General features: G+C 42.9%; 20 protein-coding genes and 1 tRNA gene. 6 read left to right on the forward strand and 15 right to left on the reverse strand.

Going from position 1 to position 19,967, the window contains the following annotated elements; genetic code table 11:
* Window positions 1-3 precede the first annotated feature (3 nt).
* The 3 genes from NIT04_RS11680 to NIT04_RS11690 all read right to left on the reverse strand — a co-directional run bounded on the left by NIT04_RS11680 (window position 4) and on the right by NIT04_RS11690 (window position 4,266).
* Complete coding sequence (locus tag NIT04_RS11680) at window positions 4-1,578, reverse strand: peptide chain release factor 3 (RefSeq protein WP_252503776.1); 1,575 nt, start codon at window positions 1,576-1,578, stop codon at window positions 4-6.
* 134 nt (window positions 1,579-1,712) lie between these two features.
* The gene (locus NIT04_RS11685) at window positions 1,713-3,203 is read right to left on the reverse strand and encodes a UDP-N-acetylmuramoyl-L-alanyl-D-glutamate--2,6-diaminopimelate ligase (RefSeq protein WP_252503777.1); all 1,491 of its coding nucleotides are present in this window, start codon (window positions 3,201-3,203) and stop codon (window positions 1,713-1,715) included.
* A gap of 13 nt (window positions 3,204-3,216) precedes the next feature.
* Window positions 3,217-4,266, reverse strand: coding sequence for a M42 family metallopeptidase (locus NIT04_RS11690; RefSeq protein ID WP_252503778.1), 1,050 nt, complete (start codon window positions 4,264-4,266; stop codon window positions 3,217-3,219).
* A gap of 98 nt (window positions 4,267-4,364) precedes the next feature.
* Between NIT04_RS11690 and NIT04_RS11695 the strand changes: the two genes are divergently transcribed.
* Complete coding sequence (locus NIT04_RS11695) at window positions 4,365-5,975, forward strand: nitrogen regulation protein NR(II) (RefSeq protein ID WP_252503779.1); 1,611 nt, start codon at window positions 4,365-4,367, stop codon at window positions 5,973-5,975.
* 75 nt (window positions 5,976-6,050) lie between these two features.
* On the opposite strand, the gene NIT04_RS11700 is transcribed toward NIT04_RS11695, so the two are convergent.
* Window positions 6,051-7,436 (reverse strand): aldehyde dehydrogenase, encoded by a 1,386-nt coding sequence (locus tag NIT04_RS11700; protein WP_252503780.1) that lies wholly within the window; start codon window positions 7,434-7,436, stop codon window positions 6,051-6,053.
* Between the two features lie 316 nt (window positions 7,437-7,752).
* Between NIT04_RS11700 and NIT04_RS11705 the strand changes: the two genes are divergently transcribed.
* Entirely contained in the window at window positions 7,753-7,911 is a 159-nt protein-coding gene (locus tag NIT04_RS11705) for a hypothetical protein (protein ID WP_252503781.1), read from the forward strand.
* Window positions 7,912-7,977: 66 nt separating this feature from the next.
* Here the strand turns inward: NIT04_RS11705 and NIT04_RS11710 are convergent, their stop codons facing one another.
* Window positions 7,978-8,832, reverse strand: coding sequence for a DNA-3-methyladenine glycosylase (locus NIT04_RS11710; protein WP_252503782.1), 855 nt, complete (start codon window positions 8,830-8,832; stop codon window positions 7,978-7,980).
* 119 nt (window positions 8,833-8,951) lie between these two features.
* Here NIT04_RS11710 and NIT04_RS11715 point away from each other — a divergent pair.
* Both NIT04_RS11715 and NIT04_RS11720 read left to right on the forward strand, forming a co-directional pair.
* Window positions 8,952-9,024, forward strand: a tRNA-Val gene (locus NIT04_RS11715).
* 240 nt (window positions 9,025-9,264) lie between these two features.
* Window positions 9,265-9,387 (forward strand): YjcZ family sporulation protein, encoded by a 123-nt coding sequence (locus tag NIT04_RS11720; protein WP_252503783.1) that lies wholly within the window; start codon window positions 9,265-9,267, stop codon window positions 9,385-9,387.
* A 266-nt stretch (window positions 9,388-9,653) separates the two neighbouring features.
* On the opposite strand, the gene NIT04_RS11725 is transcribed toward NIT04_RS11720, so the two are convergent.
* Complete coding sequence (locus NIT04_RS11725; protein WP_371922541.1) at window positions 9,654-10,523, reverse strand: cupin domain-containing protein; 870 nt, start codon at window positions 10,521-10,523, stop codon at window positions 9,654-9,656.
* A 130-nt stretch (window positions 10,524-10,653) separates the two neighbouring features.
* Here NIT04_RS11725 and NIT04_RS11730 point away from each other — a divergent pair, with 130 nt between their 5' ends.
* The gene (locus NIT04_RS11730; protein ID WP_252503784.1) at window positions 10,654-10,887 is read left to right on the forward strand and encodes a hypothetical protein; all 234 of its coding nucleotides are present in this window, start codon (window positions 10,654-10,656) and stop codon (window positions 10,885-10,887) included.
* Window positions 10,888-10,930: 43 nt separating this feature from the next.
* Here NIT04_RS11730 and qoxD read toward each other — a convergent pair whose 3' ends face one another.
* From qoxD to qoxA, 4 genes are all read right to left on the reverse strand, one after another.
* A complete protein-coding gene (qoxD, locus tag NIT04_RS11735; RefSeq protein ID WP_252503785.1) occupies window positions 10,931-11,212 on the reverse strand; it encodes a cytochrome aa3 quinol oxidase subunit IV in 282 nt (93 codons plus the stop codon).
* A gap of 1 nt (window position 11,213) precedes the next feature.
* Window positions 11,214-11,810, reverse strand: coding sequence for a cytochrome aa3 quinol oxidase subunit III (gene qoxC / locus NIT04_RS11740; protein ID WP_252503786.1), 597 nt, complete (start codon window positions 11,808-11,810; stop codon window positions 11,214-11,216).
* Entirely contained in the window at window positions 11,797-13,755 is a 1,959-nt protein-coding gene (gene qoxB, locus NIT04_RS11745; protein WP_252503787.1) for a cytochrome aa3 quinol oxidase subunit I, read from the reverse strand. The genes qoxC and qoxB overlap by 14 nt, the downstream gene beginning before the upstream one ends.
* Before the next feature lie 72 nt (window positions 13,756-13,827).
* Window positions 13,828-14,739 carry a cytochrome aa3 quinol oxidase subunit II gene (gene qoxA / locus NIT04_RS11750; protein WP_252503788.1) on the reverse strand — a complete coding sequence of 304 codons (912 nt, stop codon included), beginning with the start codon at window positions 14,737-14,739 and terminating at the stop codon, window positions 13,828-13,830.
* Window positions 14,740-15,437: 698 nt separating this feature from the next.
* On the opposite strand from qoxA, the gene NIT04_RS11755 reads away from it, so the two are divergent.
* The gene (locus NIT04_RS11755; RefSeq protein ID WP_252503789.1) at window positions 15,438-15,728 is read left to right on the forward strand and encodes a phospholipase; all 291 of its coding nucleotides are present in this window, start codon (window positions 15,438-15,440) and stop codon (window positions 15,726-15,728) included.
* A gap of 35 nt (window positions 15,729-15,763) precedes the next feature.
* Here the strand turns inward: NIT04_RS11755 and arsC are convergent, their stop codons facing one another.
* The 5 genes from arsC to NIT04_RS11780 all read right to left on the reverse strand — a co-directional run bounded on the left by arsC (window position 15,764) and on the right by NIT04_RS11780 (window position 19,894).
* A complete protein-coding gene (gene arsC, locus NIT04_RS11760; RefSeq protein WP_252503790.1) occupies window positions 15,764-16,183 on the reverse strand; it encodes an arsenate reductase (thioredoxin) in 420 nt (139 codons plus the stop codon).
* A gap of 23 nt (window positions 16,184-16,206) precedes the next feature.
* Window positions 16,207-17,502, reverse strand: coding sequence for an arsenic transporter (locus NIT04_RS11765; protein ID WP_252503791.1), 1,296 nt, complete (start codon window positions 17,500-17,502; stop codon window positions 16,207-16,209).
* 15 nt (window positions 17,503-17,517) lie between these two features.
* A complete protein-coding gene (locus NIT04_RS11770; protein WP_252503792.1) occupies window positions 17,518-17,865 on the reverse strand; it encodes a metalloregulator ArsR/SmtB family transcription factor in 348 nt (115 codons plus the stop codon).
* Between the two features lie 91 nt (window positions 17,866-17,956).
* A complete protein-coding gene (locus NIT04_RS11775) occupies window positions 17,957-18,430 on the reverse strand; it encodes a GyrI-like domain-containing protein (RefSeq protein ID WP_252503793.1) in 474 nt (157 codons plus the stop codon).
* A gap of 144 nt (window positions 18,431-18,574) precedes the next feature.
* The gene (locus NIT04_RS11780; RefSeq protein WP_252503794.1) at window positions 18,575-19,894 is read right to left on the reverse strand and encodes a sodium-dependent transporter; all 1,320 of its coding nucleotides are present in this window, start codon (window positions 19,892-19,894) and stop codon (window positions 18,575-18,577) included.
* Window positions 19,895-19,967: the final 73 nt, after the last annotated feature.

Raw genomic sequence — 19,967 nt, forward strand, 5'->3', positions numbered from 1 at the left:
TAATTATAATAGGCTGTACAGACGGATGTCCGGATATTTGTCGCCGAACCAACGTAGCGCAAAGTCGTTTTCGAAAAGGAATACGAGATTGTCATAACGGTCCTTCACGAGCATGGAACGCTGACCCGTCATCGACTCTTTCACGTCGCTCTCATTTTCAATCCAGCGGGCTACTTTGGAACCGATGTGCTCCATATGGACGTCCACATTGTATTCGTTTTTCATACGGTGCTCGAACACTTCGAATTGGAGTTGGCCGACAGCACCTAATAAGACTTCTTCCGTGTGCAATGTTTTGTAATACTGGATGGCGCCTTCTTGGACCAACTGAAGAATCCCTTTATGGAAATGCTTCGATTTCATAACGTTTTTCGCTGTGACACGGACGAACAGCTCAGGCGTGAATTGCGGCAGTGCTTCGAATTGGAAGTTCGACTTCCCTCCGACGACAGTGTCGCCGATTTGATAGTTCCCTGTATCATACAAACCGATGATGTCGCCTGCGACCGCCTCGTTAACCGTTTCACGGTCATCCGCGAGGAATTGGGTCGTCTGAGATAATTTGATCGTTTTCGAAATACGAGGAACGGTTACCGACATTCCTCTTTCGAACCCGCCGGAAACAATCCGGACAAACGCGATACGGTCACGGTGAGCAGGGTTCATATTCGCTTGGATTTTGAAAATGAAGCCTGAAAATTCCTCGGAATTCGGATCGACAAGTTGGTCATCCTTCGTTTTTCTCGGTTGTGGAGCAGGTGCAAATTGAAGGAATGTCTCCAAAAATGTCTGTACGCCGAAATTAGTCAATGCGCTTCCGAAAAATACAGGCGTCAATTCACCTTTTGCAACCCGTTCCACATCGAACTCATTGCCAGCTTCATTCAGGAGCAAAACGTCTTCAAGCGCTTGCTGATAATAGGACGTTTCCGTCATCGGGTGCTCGACTGCCAGCTCGCCTTCTTCGTTCAACGGAAGGAAATGGCTGTCCCCTTCAACACGCGCTTGCTCGATGCGGTTATTGTATCGGTCGTAGACGCCGATGAATTCTTTCCCCATACCAATCGGGTAATTCATCGCGTATGATTCAATTTCCAATACTTCTTCCAATTCTTCCATCAACTCAAGGGGTTCTTTCCCTTGACGGTCCATTTTGTTCATGAACGTAAAAATCGGTATGCCTCTCATCCGGCATACTTTGAAAAGTTTGATTGTCTGGGGCTCGATTCCTTTCGCCGAGTCTACCATCATGACTGCGGCATCAACCGCCATCAGTGTACGGTATGTGTCTTCACTGAAGTCTTCGTGTCCCGGTGTGTCCAAAATATTGACACGCTTGCCGTCGTAGTCGAATTGCAGCACTGAGGATGTTACTGAAATTCCACGTTGCTTTTCGATTTCCATCCAGTCGGATGTCGCGTATTTGCCTGTCTTCTTCCCTTTTACTGTACCTGCGTCACGGATGGCACCGCCAAAATAGAGCAGTTTTTCCGTCATTGTCGTTTTCCCAGCGTCAGGATGGGAAATGATCGCAAACGTGCGCCGTGATGCAATTTCTTCATGTATAGGTTTTTGCATTTTGTCTGAACTCCTTCTTTTCCGCTTTTCTAAGCATAGACAGATTGCAAATCATTTTCAACAATTTTTTCTTCATTGTGTAAAGTCTTTTGCAAAAAGTAAAAGAGCCGCCCAAATGACAGCTCTTTATCCTCTTATTTCTCTATATATCCTTTTCCAAATTTCTTTTCAGCTTCGTCCAAGGCAATGGAGGCGTCGGAATGGGGTAGCTTTTCCCTGCCGACGATTTGAAAGTCTTCATGACCTTTTCCTGCAAAGATGATAATATCTCCTTCACCCGCGACTGAAACTGCATGTCGGACAGCTTCCTCTCGATCTCCGATGCACGCGTACTTGTCGTGTTGCATCCCTGCTTCGAGCTCAGACAAGATCGTCTCGTACGCCTCATCTCTCGGATCATCCGTCGTCAATACGACATAATCGGCGATTGACGCTTTTTCTGCCATGATCGGACGCTTGATGCGATCCCTGTTGCCTCCTGTCCCGATGACGAAAATCAATTTACTCTTCGCATCTTTATAAGGAAGAACCGCTTGAATCGCCTTTTCAATTGCATCAGGCGAATGAGCGTAATCGATGTAGATTGTCAGTGGCAAATCCGTTTCGACCTTCTCCATCCGACCTTTAGCGGAAGGAATGACCGCAAGCCCCTCGAGAATCACGTCGATCTCAATCCCTTTCGCATACAAGGCCGCGATGACCGCTAGAGCATTGTATACATTGAATTCACCAATCAGCTCCATCGTGACGTCGAAGCCTCCTGCCGGTGAATCTAAGCGGAACGAAGTGCTGTCCACCGTCAGCTTAATATCCGTTGCACGGAAATCTGCATGATTGTGGACACCATATGTCAACACCGGGAAGGAAGTCATTTCTTCCATCCGCTCTCCCCACGGATCGTCCACATTGACTATACCGAATTTCGACTGTTCCAGGTCTTGTCCAAGCTGCGCGAATAAAAGCCCTTTTGCATGGCCATAATGTTCCATCGTTCCATGGTAGTCCAAATGGTCATGAGATAAGTTCGTGAAGATTGCAATATCAAATTCAGTACCCGCCAATCTTCCTTCCACAAGTCCGTGTGAAGAGACTTCCATCGTCATCGTCGAGCATCCGGCATCAGCCGCTTGCTTAATCATTTGTTGTGTCGTCAGCACGTCCGCGGTCGTATTCTCGGTTTCAAATAAGACGCCGTCTAAATTGAATCCAATCGTTCCTGTCACTGCAGACTTCTCGCCCACGTAGCGTAAAACGGAATGGAGCATATTGCTGACGCTCGTTTTCCCGTTCGTTCCCGTAACACCGATCATCGTCATCCGTTTGGAAGGATAGTTCATAAAACGGGGCGCAAGCAAAGAGATCGCCTTTGATGTGTCTTCCACATAGACGACCGCCACCTTGTCCAAATCGACTTCAACAGGATGTGACGCCACGATCACTCTTGCCCCATTATCAATCGCTTTTGAAACGAATGCATGTCCATCTACGGTGAACCCTTTTATACAGACGAAAACACCACCCGCATTGACAGAACGCGAATCGACTGCGAGGTCCGTAACTGTTTCAGGCAGAGTACCCTCCACCTTCTTTATTGGTAAACTTGAAAATAAATAACCGGTCTCCATAACTAGATCTCCTTTAATCCATCATCTCGGATGTTACATATGCATGCAATAATTGTGCTGTCGCTTTCAAGGAATCGACGTGCGTCCTCTCCAATGCATGGGACGATTCGATGCCAGGGCCAAACAACGCATGTCGGACATCGAAGCCCGCACGGATTGCAGCGGATGCATCCGATCCATAATAAGGGTAAATATCAAGCTTAAACGGAATGCTCCCTTTTTCACAAAGAGCCGTCAAATGCCTCGTAAGTGCATAATGGTAAGGACCGCTTGAATCTTTCGCACAGATGGATACGGTGTACTCATCGGAAGCTTGTCCATCACCAATCGCACCCATATCAACAGCTATATACTCAACAGTTTCTTCCGGTATATTCGAATTTCCCCCATAACCGATCTCTTCATTGTTCGAAATGTAAAAATGGGTCGTATTCGGCAGTTCCGTACCATTTTCCTTCAATGAACGGATCAGTTCCAAAAGAAGTGCAGTGCTCGCTTTATCGTCAAGATGCCTTGATTTGATAAAGCCGGTCGGCGTCACTTCAAATCTTGGATCAAATGAAACGAAGTCCCCCACCTCAATACCAAGCGCCCTCGTTTCAGCTGCATTCGTCACTTTTTCATCGATACGGACTTCGATATTGTCCGCATTTCTCTCTGCGCTTCCCGAATTGCGGTATACGTGCACCGTCGTTTGGTGCATTAAAATCGTCCCGCGAACTTCCTTGCCGGCAGCAGTATGTATATGGCAATACTCACCTTCAACCGCGTTCCAGTTAAATCCGCCAATCATCGTTAATTTCAATCTTCCATTGCTTTTGATTTCTTTCACCATTGCTCCAAGTGTATCTGTATGGGCGGTCAACAGCCGGTGGCGTGAATCATCCTTACCTTTCAAGGTCGCGATCACCGCACCTTTATTCGTCCGTTTGAACGGAACTCCGATGTCTCCAAGTTCATCAGTGATGACTTGCATGACTCTTTCTGTAAAACCGGATGGACTTGGCGTTTCCACTAACTTTTTCAGCAACCCAATCGTACTTGTTTCATTAAACAGATGCATACTCCATTTCCCTCTTTTCTTTTTCTGAAATTTCTGTTTCCAAATTAAATCAAATGAGTTATGATACTTATATTACTACTACTTTCCGAGGTGCATCAATGGAAAACGGTCAATGTATTCAATCGAAAAATAAATACCTCATCATTTCTTTCAGTATTATCGTCTTCGTTCAATTGATTGCTTCACCTTTTTTTGAACAACAATCATATATATTGCCAATTGCAGCCGGTGCACTCTTCAACCTCAGCCTCTTTGGACTTCTGCATTACGGCAAGCTTGATCAAAAAATAATTAGTTGGCTCATCGTCTTCGGAAGCAATTTTTATATTCTTTCCTTGCTATTCATAAACGCTGATTTCCCTTATCTTTTCTTTTTACTTTTTCCAATTATCATATCTCATCTGTATAGCGATAAATACTTACATGTAACAATGCTAGTATTCACGACAATCGAATTGACCGTATTATTCCAAGTATTAGGTCCATACTTCAACCCAGTCACAGATGCAAAAATGGTTATCCATTATAGCTTTCTATTCGTCATCATTATGTCGCTTCTATTTATTTTCTCGGTGAAAATCGGCCCGCAAATGAAAAAGCTGCTCATTGAAAAGGAAGTGATGAGCAAGACGCTCTCATCTAAGGAGGGTTATTTGGATTTGTTCTTCGAGCACGCTCAAGATGCGATTGCAGTGTTCAGTCTTGACGAAAAGCTGCTTGCTGTCAACCCTGCATTTGAAGATATGTACGGATGGAAAAAAGAAGAGTGTGTCGGCAAATCCATTCAACTGACCCCGCCATCGGAATTCGAAGTAATCGCAAATCGTCAAAAATACCTTTTACAAGGAAGAAGCTTTAAAAATATACGTTCAAAAGAGCTTCGTAAAGACGGGACTATATTTGAAGCTGAAACGACCGTTGCACCGATCTATGATAAAAACAAGGAAATCGTAGCATTATCCCTCATCACCCGTGATATAACGGAAAAACTCCAAGCAGAGCGCATGAAAATCGAAGCGATAAAGCTGAATGCCATCGGTGAAATTGCTGCGACTGTCGCCCATGAAGTACGAAATCCGATGACTTCGGTAAATGGATTCGTGCAACTGATGAATGAAGACCCGGAAAACCCTTATCGCGCTTACACAGAAATAATGGAAAGTGAAATCGAGAGGATCAATTTAATCGCGAATGAATTCCTAATTTTATCAAAACCGAATATTAAAAAGCGGCAAGAAATAGATGTAGAAAACACGATCATTGGAGTAATTGAACTATTCAACTCGGAGCTGAAGATGCGACAAATTAATTGCTCGCTATTTTTAGCGGAGTATCCGTCATCTGTTTTCGGGAATGAAGAAAGCTTGAAACAAGTATTCATCAACCTGATGAAAAACTCAATAGAGGCAGTACAGGACGGCGGTAGCATCACGTTTTTCAATTCGATCATTAATAATTCGATTTCCATTACGTTGAGCGACAACGGCTATAGTATGGAGCCAGAGACATTTAGTCAAATATTCATGCCGTTCTTTACGACGAAAGAAGGGGCTACAGGGCTGGGGCTCGTCATTACAAAAAAAATCGTGCTGGATCATGGAGGGAATATTGAGTTTAACAGACTCAGGAAGAACGGCACTGAATTGACCGTTACTTTCCCGATTTATTCGCTTCATAGAAGTAACGGTCTTGCTAAAATTGCGGACTGACGGCCAATATATTAACCATACTAAACGTGCGAAGAAGTTTTTCCTACATCACTTCGCACGTTACTTTATTTCAGTTCAACGCAACAGTTGTTTTACAATTGAAAGTTTATTGCCGTATGGTGGATATCCGAGTCGTATTGGCACTGTTGTACTTTTCTTCAAAATTGATTTCGAATGTGTGAACAGCTCAAAGCTAGCTTTTCCATGATAGGCATTCATGCCGGATGCCCCAACTCCACCAAAGGGCAGATGGATGTTCCCCACATGGGAAATAGTATCATTGATGCATCCTCCGCCAAATGATAGATGTTCCAAGAAATATTCCTGTGCCTCTTCGTTTTCCGAGAAAAAATAGGCTGCCAACGGTTTTGGCATTTGACGGATCCGGTGAATTACCTCACCTAAATTTTGATACGTCAATATAGGAAGAATCGGACCAAATATTTCCTCCCGCATAGCAGGACCGTCCCATGAAACGCCATCCAATAACGTTGGACTTATGTATAGATCATCACGGTCCGATTTTCCACCAAAGATAATATGGCTCTTTTCCTTATTGATCATCTCGGTTAGTCGATCAAAATGCTTTTCATTTACAATTCTGCCATAATCCTCACTTTCGGCACTATCTTCTCCATAGAAACCGCGGATGCAACTGATGATTTCCTTAAGAAGTTTTTTCTTCACGGTCTCATGGACGAGGACATAGTCAGGAGCGACACAAGTTTGGCCGTTATTTATGAATTTCCCCCAAACAATCCGTTCCGCTGCCCTTTTAATAATCGCCGTCTGATCGACGATGACAGGACTCTTGCCACCTAGTTCCAACGTGACCGGCGTCAGCCGTTCTGCTGCTGCCTTCATGACAATCTTCCCGACTGCTGCACTACCAGTGAAAAAGATGTAATCGAAAGGTGCATGGATAAGCGCAGATGTTTCTTCGACCCCTCCTTCGACGACTTGTACATAATCTTGCGGATAAATTTCCGTTACTATTTCTTTTATGACTTTCGCGGTATGCACAGTAGCTTCAGACGGTTTAACGACAGCACAATTCCCTGCTGCAAGAGCGCCAACTAACGGGTCCATAATTAATTGAAATGGGTAGTTAAATGGCCCAACAATCAATACCGAACCATATGGCTCCCGCAAGATGAAACTTTTTGCCGGCTGTAGATGTACAGGTGTTTTCACACGTTCCGGCACCATCCATTCCTTTAAATGTTTCATCATGAAAGAAATGCTTGATAACACGAAGCCTACTTCCGTCACATACGATTCAAATGGACTTTTTCCTAAATCCTTTTGTAACGCCTCAAATATTTCTTTTTCTCTTAATTCAATTGCTTTCTTTAATCGTTCCAACATTTCCAACCGGAATTCAACATGTTTCGTTGCCCCGGAATAATAAAAATTGTGCTGAAAAGCGATTATTGAGTCGATTTTTTGAGCAATTCCCACAGCAATCATCCTCCTTCAACAATTTTAATTGTCAATATAGCAAAAGAACTGAATTCATTTCTACAAATTCCGACCAATTACGCAGTTTGGGGAAATGGGTCCCAACATATACTATGATTACATAATTCATTATTTTGGTCCCGATATTTGAATACTTTAGCTTGTGGAATCAATGAAAAACGGCATGCTAAACGAGTCAACAAGCAATAGGTCTAATGGTTCCTTTTCGGAAGTAAGCGTTTTAGTCCTTCTCTTTCGAGGGTAAAGACATATCACATAGCCAAAACCAACAAGGAATGAAATGGAGGAAATGAACATGACAACAACAGATACTTGGTGGGAAACAATTTTTGAAGGAAATCTTTCATTAGGTCTCAACAAGGAGCGAATTACAGACCTAGACAATGAAACTTTCCTCTACTTTGACCAACAACATGAAATGGAACAAAATTCAAACCAAACGCATACACATTAATTGACCAGGCTTCCCTTTTAACGGGAAGCTTTTTTATGCTCAGCTTCGGATAGCTTATACTATTTGTTATTCAATGCTTCTCCATAAATATAGCGCAGCATAACTTAAGAACGGCGACCATGACGGAAAGCGGGCCATCATTTCTTCAGCGGTCGGTTTACGGGCGAGATCCCACAAACGTTTTAAAGCATTCTGAAGACCGATATCCGCTAATGGAAATAAATTCGGCCGACCTAACCCGAACATAAGGAAGTTTTGAGCAGTCCACGGGCCAACTCCGCGATGCTTGACCATTTCTTTCGTCACTTCATCATCGTCCATCTGCGAAAACTTCGACAAATCCAACTCTCCGTCCACGATCGACCGCGACAGGCCGATGACATATTCCGCTTTCCGTCCGCTGAATTGAAGCTTTCGCAAATCCTCCACATCGAGAGCGGCAATCGTTTCGGGATCTGGATATCTCCAAACTCCCTCCTGCCGGGTGCCGAACGATTCTACGAAGCGCAACGTCAGTACATGGGAGAACGCTAGGTTCAACTGTTGATGGATAATGTTTTTCATTAACGTACCGTAAAGTGAAAAACTTCGGATGAGAGGCGTTCCGGCATGATCCTTAAAGAGCTGTTCAAGATCGGTACCTACGAAATGGTTTGCAATCGTATCCAACGGTCGGTCAAAATGAAAAATAGAGCGGATCTTATCAACCTGTTTATCACCAATTGCATCTCTCAGTATGAAGGTTGGAGATTCCGTCGAGCCCACACTACATAGACTGACGATATTCCCTTCTTCCATCGGAATGCGAATTTCACGTTTCTTCAAATCGACGGCATTCACGGGATCACTCGCCAATCTTTCCAGCGCTCTATCAAAGTCATACGTAAACGGAAGCGAAAATTGTGTATCGATTATGATCACCTCTTTTCTTCATATTCTACCTTTTTTTCGTTGCTTTAAAAAACTTTTAGAAAAAGTGTTGACTTCTATCGCAAACAAGCTATAATAATAAATGTGCAGTAAGCAAGCACGACATTCCCGATTCCGTAGCTCAGCTGGGAGAGCGCTACCTTGACAGGGTAGAGGTCGCTGGTTCGAGCCCAGTCGGAATCATTGGGTGCCAAACCCGTAGGAAGGTTGTCGGAACAACAACCTTCTCCAAAACAGTCCTATTAGGCCGGATGCCTAGGGGCTGTTTTTTTTGTGTTCAAAATTGCACTGACGACTTAGATATGACAGACTTCTGAAGACTAACTAATTGTCCTATTTTTTCTTATGCGCCTGATGTATGTCCAATCCTCCACAAAACTGCCACATATAATGTATTACTATTCATGAGGGAGGTGTTATATTATGGGTGCAGGTACAGGTGGATATGGATATGGATATGGATATGGCAGCAGCTTCGCATTAATCGTAGTTCTGTTCATTCTCTTAATTATTGTAGGTGCTTCCTTCTTCAAAGGAGGATATTAAGTAAGATTCACAGTAGCAAAACATACTCGAAAATTCGAATAAAATTAATCAGGACAAGTGTTCACTTCGAAACATCGTCTAAACTCCCCCTAAAACAGTAAAGATATATTCTTTCACCAAAATAATGACTCTTCCCTTCAAAAAGAAAACTCCTTCTCAATAAACAGACCCGGTAAGCTTAGCCAGGGTCTGTTTTTAAGGGGGATTTCAAAGAAAAATGACTAATCCCACTGGAAAACTTCTATAACATGGCTTTCCAAGGTGCATTATAAAGACCTGCCTATAGTTAAGTTCTTACTTTGTTGGAGAAGTTTGGATTCCCCAGTTCTTTCCCATTCTTCCACTGTCTCATATGCTTTTTCCGGAGTATATCCTTTTCCTACTAGAACCCCCATTAGAATAAACTCTTGAAGGATATGGGTAGCATTTATTCCCCTCTTTACATCCTCCAATCCTTCGTTCACGAGTAACTCGGTGTATCGGACCCATTCATCGGGAGTCTTGCCTGAAACAACGGTCTTCCCATTATGACGACCGTTACCTCGCTCTTCACTCATTGCATCTGCTTTGGTCCGGTGAACAGTTCCAAATGGATGATTAGGCGGGGCATATATCGAATAAAGTTTTAATGGGATATCACCTGTATTCGTTAAGTTATGCCATGTGCCAGCGGGTACAAAGATGGCAGAATCATCATAGACATTTCTTCTGAAATTTAAATCACCTTTACTCTTACCCATTTGGGTAATCCCTTGCCCCTGTTCGATACGAAGGAATTGATCGACATCAGGATGCATTTCCAAACCGATATCTTCACCTACACCGAGACTCATTAACGTAACTTGTAAATGTGTTCCCGTCCATAAAGCGGTTCGATACGTATCGTTTTGCTTAGTTGCTTCGTTAATATTAATGACAAAAGGATTAGCTCCATAATCTTTTAACATTCCTTTTTCATTACCATTAAACACACGGTTACCATGATTTATCCCGTAAGGATAGGATAAGTAGTTTGGGTCTCTACCGTAGTTATACATTGACGTATTACAACAATTAGGGTTTTGATATAAATACCCGTAAGGATAATAATACATTTTCTCAGTCCCTTCTCTAATCTCTATTATCATATGTTGCATGTTTAAAAACGTCCTTAAGAATCCCGAACAACTAAAATTAGAATAAACAGCTAAGTTTCTAGAATAAAACACCAAAAAAGTTTGACAACTTTGTGAACAACGTCAATAATAGAGAAAAGGGGTGTTGGTAATGGAATCCAAATTTAAGATGTTGAATGCCGTTAAGGTTGTCGGTCTTACAGTGCTAGCCATCGGAATCTCCATTTTCTTGTACGGTTTCTTTGTAAGCGATTACAGCGCAATCACCGGCATCGGAATTGGAACTGTAATGGGAGCTATTTTTATCTTCCTAATGGGGGTCTTCTTTGTCGCCACGGAAGAAATGCTGGAAAAGACGGATAAAGGTATGCGAAGCATTCAATAAAAAAAAGAAAGGAGCACCCATAGAGGCGCTCCTTTCTTTTTTATTACATATCCCAAACCAAGATTAACAACGTTCCGAAGATGGTGACGAGTGCGATAGCGATTCCGTAATAAATATTTGCGTAAATCGCCACTTTGTCTTCCGACTCACCAGCATGCATAAAGCCGACAAGCTGTACTGCCGCTTGTATGAAGGCAGTGGCCAAAAGTATCGTCATTCCTACAGCAAACGACAGATCCAAGAAATAGACCGTCAGTGCTGCAGCAGTCAGAACTAACGAAAAGACAAATCCCATTACTTGTTTACGTGGGAATAATTCGCTCATTTTACATCATTCCTTTCAAGTAGATGAAGCTGAAGATGAAAATCCAGACGACATCTAAGAAATGCCAGTAAAGCGAGAAGATGAATGATTTATTGGCCGTTTCTGGCGTTAAACCACGTTTTTTCACTTGCATGATGATGAACAATCCCCAGAAGAGACCGAGTGTCACGTGCGCACCATGCGTCCCTAACGTTGTCAGAAGGATGCCTGTGAACGCACTCACTTGAAGGCCTGCGCCAACATGGACGTAATGTGTGAACTCATAAATCTCCACACCCAGGAACGCCAAACCTAGAAGCAATGTAATTGCAAAGAATGTCATCATCGCATTTTTTCTACCGAGCCGCATCGCATGTACGCCAAGGCCGATTGTAAAGCTACTTGTTAACAGCAAAATCGTTTCAATAAGCACCGGCGTGAGTTCGAAAATCTCCGCACCAGCCGGTCCGTTTCCGATCCGATTCTCCAATGTGAAATAAGTCGCAAAAAGCGTTGCAAACAGCATCACTTCGGCTCCTAGGAAGATCCAGAAACCAAGTATGTTCAATTTATTCTGTTCTGTACCATATTCGAGCGGAAGTGAGTTATCTATTTTCATATGCTAACACCTCGCTATCTTTTTCTGTCTCTTCAATTTCTTTGACGGAAATGTAATGACCGTCGTCTTTTTCAAATGAACGGTGAGCCATGCATGCAAAGATTGCAATCGTCGTAATGATCGCTGGAATCCACATGCTGAATACGAACGAGAAGCCCCAAACAAAGAAGATGCAACTCATAATAAACGGCACTCCACTGTTATTCGGCATATGAATCTTTTCAATATCCCCTTTGAATATAGGTTGGCCATTTTTCTTATGATCCCAGAATGCTTCAATGGAATCGACATGTGGTGTTCTCGCAAAGTTATACGATTGAACGGGAGTCTGTGTCGCCCATTCTAGCGTACGAGCATCCCACGGATCGGAACCGATGTTTCTTGAAGAATGGCGCGTGCTGTAATAGACGTTATAGACGATTAACGCGAAGCCAATCGCCAAACCAACAGCTCCCACGAAGGAAAGCATGTTCAACGGACCATATCCAGTTGCTTCAGAATACGTGTACAGTCGGCGCGCTTGCCCATCCAATCCAGTGAAGAACATCGGGAAGAATGTCACGTTAAAGCCGATTGCGATAAACCAGAATGCCCATTTTCCGATTCGTTCATTGAGCATGAAGCCGAACATTTTCGGCCACCAATACGTAAGACCGGCCAACATTGCAAATACAACACCTGGAATGATCGTGTAATGGAAATGCGCTACCAAGAACATCGTATTATGGTATTGATAATCGGCACTCGCCATACCGAGCATAACTCCTGTCACTCCGCCGATTGTGAAGATCGGGATGAACCCTACTGAATACAACATCGGAACTGTAAATTCAATTTTCCCTTTCCGCATCGTCAACAGCCAGTTAAAGATCTTAATTCCCGTCGGAATCGCAATCGCCATTGTCGTAATGGAGAAAATACTATTAGTCAAAGGTCCTTGCCCCATCGTAAAGAAGTGGTGAGTCCAAACTAAGAATGAGAAGAAGGAAATGATCACAATTGAAGCAACCATCGATGTATAACCGTAAAGGTTACGACGTGAAAACGTGGAAATGATTTCACTATATATACCGAATGCCGGCAAAATGAGGATATATACTTCCGGATGTCCCCAAACCCAGAACAAGTTCGCCCAAAGCATATCCATTCCGCCATTTGTCATCGAGAAGATATGAGTTCCAAATAGACGGTCCATCGTCCCTAGCAAAAGTGTAACTGTAAGGACTGGGAATGCGAAAACTACGATTGCATTCGTTATTAAAGCAGTCCACGTGAACATCGGCATTTTCATCAATTTCATGCCGGGTGCTCTCATCTTGAAGATTGTTGTAATGAAGTTAATGCCCGAAATCAACGTACCAATTCCGGCAATTTGAATCGACATCAAATAATAATTCGTTCCGACAGATTGACTGAAGTCATTCCCAGCAAGCGGGAAGTATGAAGTCCAGCCGGCGTCAGGAGAACCACCGATGACGAATGAGATATTGAATAACATCGCACCCATAAAGAACAACCAAAAACTGAGTGCATTCAAACGAGGAAACGCTACGTCACGCGCCCCGATTTGCAAAGGCACAACGAAGTTCATTAGCGCATAAATGAATGGCATCGCCATGAAGATAATCATGACAACCCCGTGGGTCGTGAAAACTTCGTTGTAATGTTGTGCATCTAACAATTTGTTGTCAGGCACTGCAGTTTGCGCCCGCATCATAAGCGCATCTACGCCGCCTCGGAATAACATGAGCAATGCGGCAATGATATACATGATGCCGATACGTTTATGGTCAACAGTTGTCAACCATTCACGCCATAAATAGCCCCATTTTTTAAAATATGTCAAGCCTATAAGAATCGCAATCACGGTGAGACCAATGGCTACCATAGACGCGTAAATTGCAGGACTAGGATGAGGTATGGCAAATCGATCAAAGTAATCCATACTTGTTGTGCTCCTTTCGGAAATTTATTTCGTGACAGATAAAGTTAGAAATGTGGATTCTAGTAAAATTCATTAATGGTCCGAATGATCCTTCTCAACATCGCCATGAGCGTCATCTGAATGATGTGCATGCTCTTCAGATTGACTTGATCCATGATTGTGCCCTTCTGGCGGCGGCAAAAACTCCAAGTGGGTTCCACTGAATGTCATTTGCCCAAGATGGCCCGGTTTCAGCAACTCAGTGAACTTCTCTTCTGTTAGAGGTTCGGCAGTCGTCTTCACTTCTTCGACCCACTTATCGAATTCGTCTGCTGGCATTGCCTCTACATGGAAGATGTTTTCAGCGAAGCCTTTCCCGCTGAAGTTCGCGTTTCTTCCCATATATTCGCCAGGCACATCAGCTGCCAAATGCAAAGTGGTGATCATATCGGACATCGCATATTTCTGTCCGCCCAGTTGTGGAATCCAGAAGCTTGTAATCGGACCGTATGAGTAAAGTCTAAATTCCAATGCTCGATCAGTCGGGATATACAAATAGTTCACCGTTTCAATATTTTCTTCTGGATAACTGAAATGCCATTTCCAGTCAGAGGAAGAAGCGTAAACAACCAATGGTTTCTGATCTTCATATCCTTTCGGTGTCGCCTCCACTTCATAAGTGGACTTTACAGTGACGATAGATAGGAAAATGATAATGATAATTGGTATACCGACGATAATCGATTCAACGATTGGATTTCCTTCGATATGCGGCGGTTCATAATCCGCATCTTGTTTCGAAGCTCGATATTTCACAACGACATATACCAACAAAGCGAAGACAGCAATAACAACAATCGCCATCGTTGCAATTGAAATCCAAATTACATTGGATATTGTTTCAGCTTGAGGCCCTTTCGGATCTAACACCATTACCGGTTCACAACCCGCCAACAATGCAAGAATACCGACAACTAGGCTTAAAAGCGTCCAATTCCTTTTCATGGAAGTACCCCTTTCTTGCGTTCTATAAGCTATAGAAACAGCATTTGAAATTATCGTATTTAGCAGTTCCTTGAACTAGAGGTTTATCTTAATATAATAAAATGCGAAAAACAATTAGTAAGTGCACACTTCATAAAAACTTTATCTAAAAAAGAGGAATCCCGTCACAAACCGTTCAATAAACAGTTATATAACTGTCACATTTTCTACGTCAGATAGTCAAATTTTATAAATAAGTAATAAAAATAAATTATTTTTCAGATTAAGTCATTTGGTTATCAAACAAGGAAGTTATTGTTTTCATAGTAATCAGTCTCGAACATTCCAATCTCCCAAATCACTTCTTATGAAAGGATTGGTCGCTCTTTTTTATTCTTTCTGTAAGAGCACGATGTAACAAAAAAAGGAAGATTTTATTCCAATTAAGGTTTATATTCTTCCTATGTTTATACAGTTTTTCATTGTTCACTTTGGAAGATGGAAATAATAGCACGTCTCGGGGAAATTCGCCAAAATGAACGCTACAGAACAATTCTACATGCTGGTAAACCGTTAAAAAAATCCCTTTACGCTACGAAAATAGCGCTAAGGGATTTTGTTATTCCATAGGTTCCTGCTTATGTGTTATCGCATATAGCGGAATAAAATACAATAATGGTCATTTATTGTGAAAACAACTAAAAAAGGAGGTTTATATTTTGCTACGCAAGGAAAATAGAGGTTTTCGATTCTGTCTATTTCCGGGATATAATTGGTGTGGTCCGCGTTGCAACGGACCAGGCGAGCCAGTTAACGAAGTCGATGCCGCGTGTAAAGCGCACGATAAATGTTATCGCCTATACGGGGATCGTTGCCATTGCGATCATGAATTACTTCGACGTTTACATCCCTATTTATATGAAGACACACAAATGGGACGACATGCACGTATCCTCTACAATTATTTACGCGTTCAAATGATGTTCACATGTAATAATTTTAGAAGATAACGTTGGCGGCCGTTAACAAAGCATTTAATTCCTGCTCATTCCCCAGTTTCGTTGAATCGTTCAATTCTCCGACCAATTTCGTCTCGCACCCGCTGGAAGAATGTCCACTTCTCCTCTTCCGTTCCCGTTGCTTTTGCTGGATCATCGAATCCCCAGTGAGCACGTTTACTATGGGGCGGTGTCAACGGGCAATTATCAGCGGCGTCTCCGCATAGTGTGACGATAAAATCGGCATTGTTCAGTATGTGCATATCAATAAGATCTGACGTCTGATTTGAAATGTCGATTCCGACTTCACGCATCGCTTTTATTGCGTTCGGATTGACTCCGTGTGCTTCAATGCCGGCGCTTTTAACATCCCATTCATCACCGAGAATCCTTTTCCCCCATCCTTCAGCCATTTGGCTACGGCAAGAGTTGCCGGTACAGAGGAAGTAAATAATCTTTTTCTCCATATTTACCACTTCCTTTATCTTTATTAGATAATCAATAACCATACGTACAATCCGACTAGGGTGATGAAAAGCGTAGGGATCGTCAGAATGATTCCGACTTTAAAGTATGTTCCCCAGCCGATTTTCACTCCTTTTTGCGAGAGGACATGCAACCAGAGTAATGTGGCGAGGGAACCAATCGGTGTAATTTTCGGGCCTAAATCCGACCCGATGACGTTCGCATAGATGAGCGCTTCCCGAATCGGTCCTGACGTACTCGTTTCCGCAATTGCGAGTGCATCAATCATGACAGTTGGCATATTGTTCATGATTGATGATAAAAATGCTGCAATGAAGCCCATTGAAACCGTGGCGACGAAGAGGCCTTGGTCCGCAGCTAGTTGAATTACATCCGCCAACACTGCCGTTAACCCCGCGTTTTTCAACCCGTACACAACGACATACATGCCAATCGAGAAGAAGACGATTGCCCAAGGCGCCCCTTTCAACACTTGTTTCGTGTGTACAGCAGGACTTCGTTTCGCCATGATTAAAAAGAAGATGGCTACAATTCCAGCGATGAACGAAACCGGCAGCCCAATGAATTCACTGGAGAAGTACCCAATGAGCAATATGCCGAGGACTCCCCATGCTAACCGGAACATCTTGTGATCTTTGATGGCTTCTTTCGGTTGTTTCAATTCGGACACGTCATAATTTCCAGGAATGCTCTTTCTAAAAAACAAATACAAAACAACAATACTCGCGACTAATGAAAATAAGTTCGGAACGATCATCCGTGAAGCATATTCCACAAAACCGATGCCGAAAAAGTCAGCGGAAACGATATTGACCAAGTTGCTCACGACTAACGGCAACGATGTCGTATCTGCGATAAAACCACTTGCAATAATGAATGGAAATATCATTTTATCGCTAAACTTCAAATTCCGAACCATCGCCAATACAATCGGCGTCAAAATCAACGCCGCGCCGTCATTCGCGAACAACGCCGCCACGATCGCGCCAAGGAGGCTGACATACACGAACATACGCAGCCCGCTTCCCTTGGCTAATCGGGCCATATGTAAGGCAGACCATTCGAAAAAGCCGATTTCATCTAGTATTAAAGAGATGATGATGATTGCAATGAAAGCGAGTGTCGCATTCCAAACGATGCCCGTGACATCGAGCACATCCGTATAGTCAACGACACCTAGCAGCAACGCAATGATCGCCCCGGCACATGCCGACCATCCAATCGAAAGGTTTCTAGGCTGCCAAATGACAAAAATGAGCGTAATAATAAAAATCAGTGACGCAGTAATGACTGAATACAAAACTTTAGTTCCTCCTTACTTACAACAAATGCGCAATCCTTGCGCTTCCAACTCTTCAATGGAGTTTCCTTGATCCGGCAAATGATGAAGGATGCTTGAAATCAAAGGATAGTCTTCGTGTTCCTGATTAATTGAATAAAAGATCCACTGTCCCCTACGCTCCTCTTTCACCAATTCGATATCCCTTAATTTTCGTAGATGTTGACTGATCGCCGGCTGGCTCATCTTAAAGATTTCGACAAATTCACACACGCAGCAATCATGTGACTCAAGCAATTTCATCATCGTCAGTCTCGTCTTATCCCCGAGAAGCTTTAATATTTGAGATGCTTTTTGCAAATCAATCGACCCAATTGTTTTCATTTATCATCACTCCCCGTCAGTATCATATAATTATATGCTTATATATGCAAGTGAAAAAACCGGCTCATTTTCAAGATAGCCGGTTCTCCAATCATTGTATAGGTAGTAAGATTTCAACTACTTCTTCCTCAGCTCCCTCTTCAAGATAGAAGATTTCGATAGGAAATGATTTGTCATACCACTTTTGCTTATATCCATTCTCGCTCACCCACGCAAATAACTTCGAATACCCTTGATCGATTGTTTTATTGGAACAGCTGATTTTTGCATATTCCATCATCGGAATTGTAAATTCAATCATCCCTTCAGGAATATGAGTAAGTTCGTCAACTTCCACACATGCGAAATAAGTGGCAACAATATCGTTGCACATATACGGACTGATTAAGACATGCCTATTCTTGCAATTTACGACTTCATCTATCCGCTTTTCAAAATTCATTTGAACCTTCATGGCAGCGTCCGGGAACGACTCCGGAAATTTCGCTGTTATACTTTGCCCAATCAATCGGTACTCTTTTTTGATCAATTCACATTCAAAAGTCGCAATCGTTTTTACTTCCATATGATCTCTCCTTTAATTCTCTTTCCAATTAAAATTCTCCATTTGTTTTGGTATTCCTTCCTTTTAGTGAGAATGAAAAGGGGGAAATTCAATCCACAAAAGAAAAAAGCACTCTTCATTACGAAGAAATGCTTTCAAAAGTTATTACTGAACAAACGATGCAATGAAAATGATAATGATGGCTAGCGGTGCAATGAAGCGGACGATAAACTTCCATGCTTTATTCAGCCCACTATTCATTCGCAGCTCATCATCTGTATCAGCAGTCGATAACACATGACCTGCAAATATAGAAATGAGGAGCGCCCCTATCGGGAGTCCGATCCTGCTCGTCAAAATATCCGCGAAATCGAAGAAAGTTCCTCCAGGCATCTTCACATCGGATAATACCCCGAATGACAATGCACTTGGAATACCTACGATGAAAATCAACAATCCAAACACCCATGCGGCTGTGCGTCTCTTTTCAAGTTTCTTACGAATCCCCGTCGAAACGACAATCTCCAACATGGAAATCGATGACGTCAACGTCGCAAACAATAATAAAATAAAGAACAGAATCAAAAAGAATCCGCCAAACGGGATTTCATTGAAGATGGCCGGCAATACGACAAAGATCAATCCCGGTCCTTCTGCAGGCGATTGTCCGAGCGCAAATACCGCTGGAAAAATGACGATACCCGCTAATAAAGAGATGAAAATATTCAAGATAGACACATTGAAAGCGGATTGTCCTAGACGCTCCTCTTTAGGTAAATAGGATGCGTAAGTCATCATCGCTGTGACACCGACGCTTAACGAGAAGAATGCCTGTCCGAGTGCTAGCAATAACGTCTTCCCGGTCAAATACGACCAATCCGGCACGAATAGGAAGCGGATCCCTTCCATTGCTCCATCAAGTGTCAAAGACCGTATCGCCAAGACGATGAAGAAGATGAAGAGCAAAGGCATCATCCAGCGGCTCGCACGCTCAATTCCACCACGAATACCGCTTTGGACAATCCAGATCGTCAAAATCATGAACACCGCCTGAGCGATGAGCACTTCTCCCGGGCTCGCTATAATGGCATTGAAAAGCCCAGCATAATCGGAAGTATCCAGACGAAACAGTAATGCTCTTGCCAAGTAAGAAAGAATCCACCCGCCCACAACACTATAAAATGATAATAGGATGAAGGAACTTAGCAACCCCATCCATCCGATCAAAAACCACGGCCGTCCTGGCGCCAAGTTTTGTAAAGAAGTGACGGCATCTTGCTGTCCCCTTCTCCCGATGACAAATTCAGCAAGCAGGATCGGCAATCCGATTGCCAATGTACAAATAATGAATAGCAACACAAAAACACTTCCACCATTCGTTCCTGCCATATAAGGAAACTTCCATATGGCGCCCAACCCGATGGCACTGCCGGCAGCCGCCAATACAAATCCGATTTTCGATGTCCATTGTTCACGTTGTTTCATTCAATCACTCACTTCTATTCCTAGTGTCTCCACTGAATTTTTATCATTATACCTTATCATGAATACAATCAAT

It is taken from the genome of Sporosarcina sp. Marseille-Q4943, assembly GCF_943736995.1.
In the GTDB taxonomy this organism is placed as follows: Bacteria; Bacillota; Bacilli; order Bacillales_A; family Planococcaceae; genus Sporosarcina.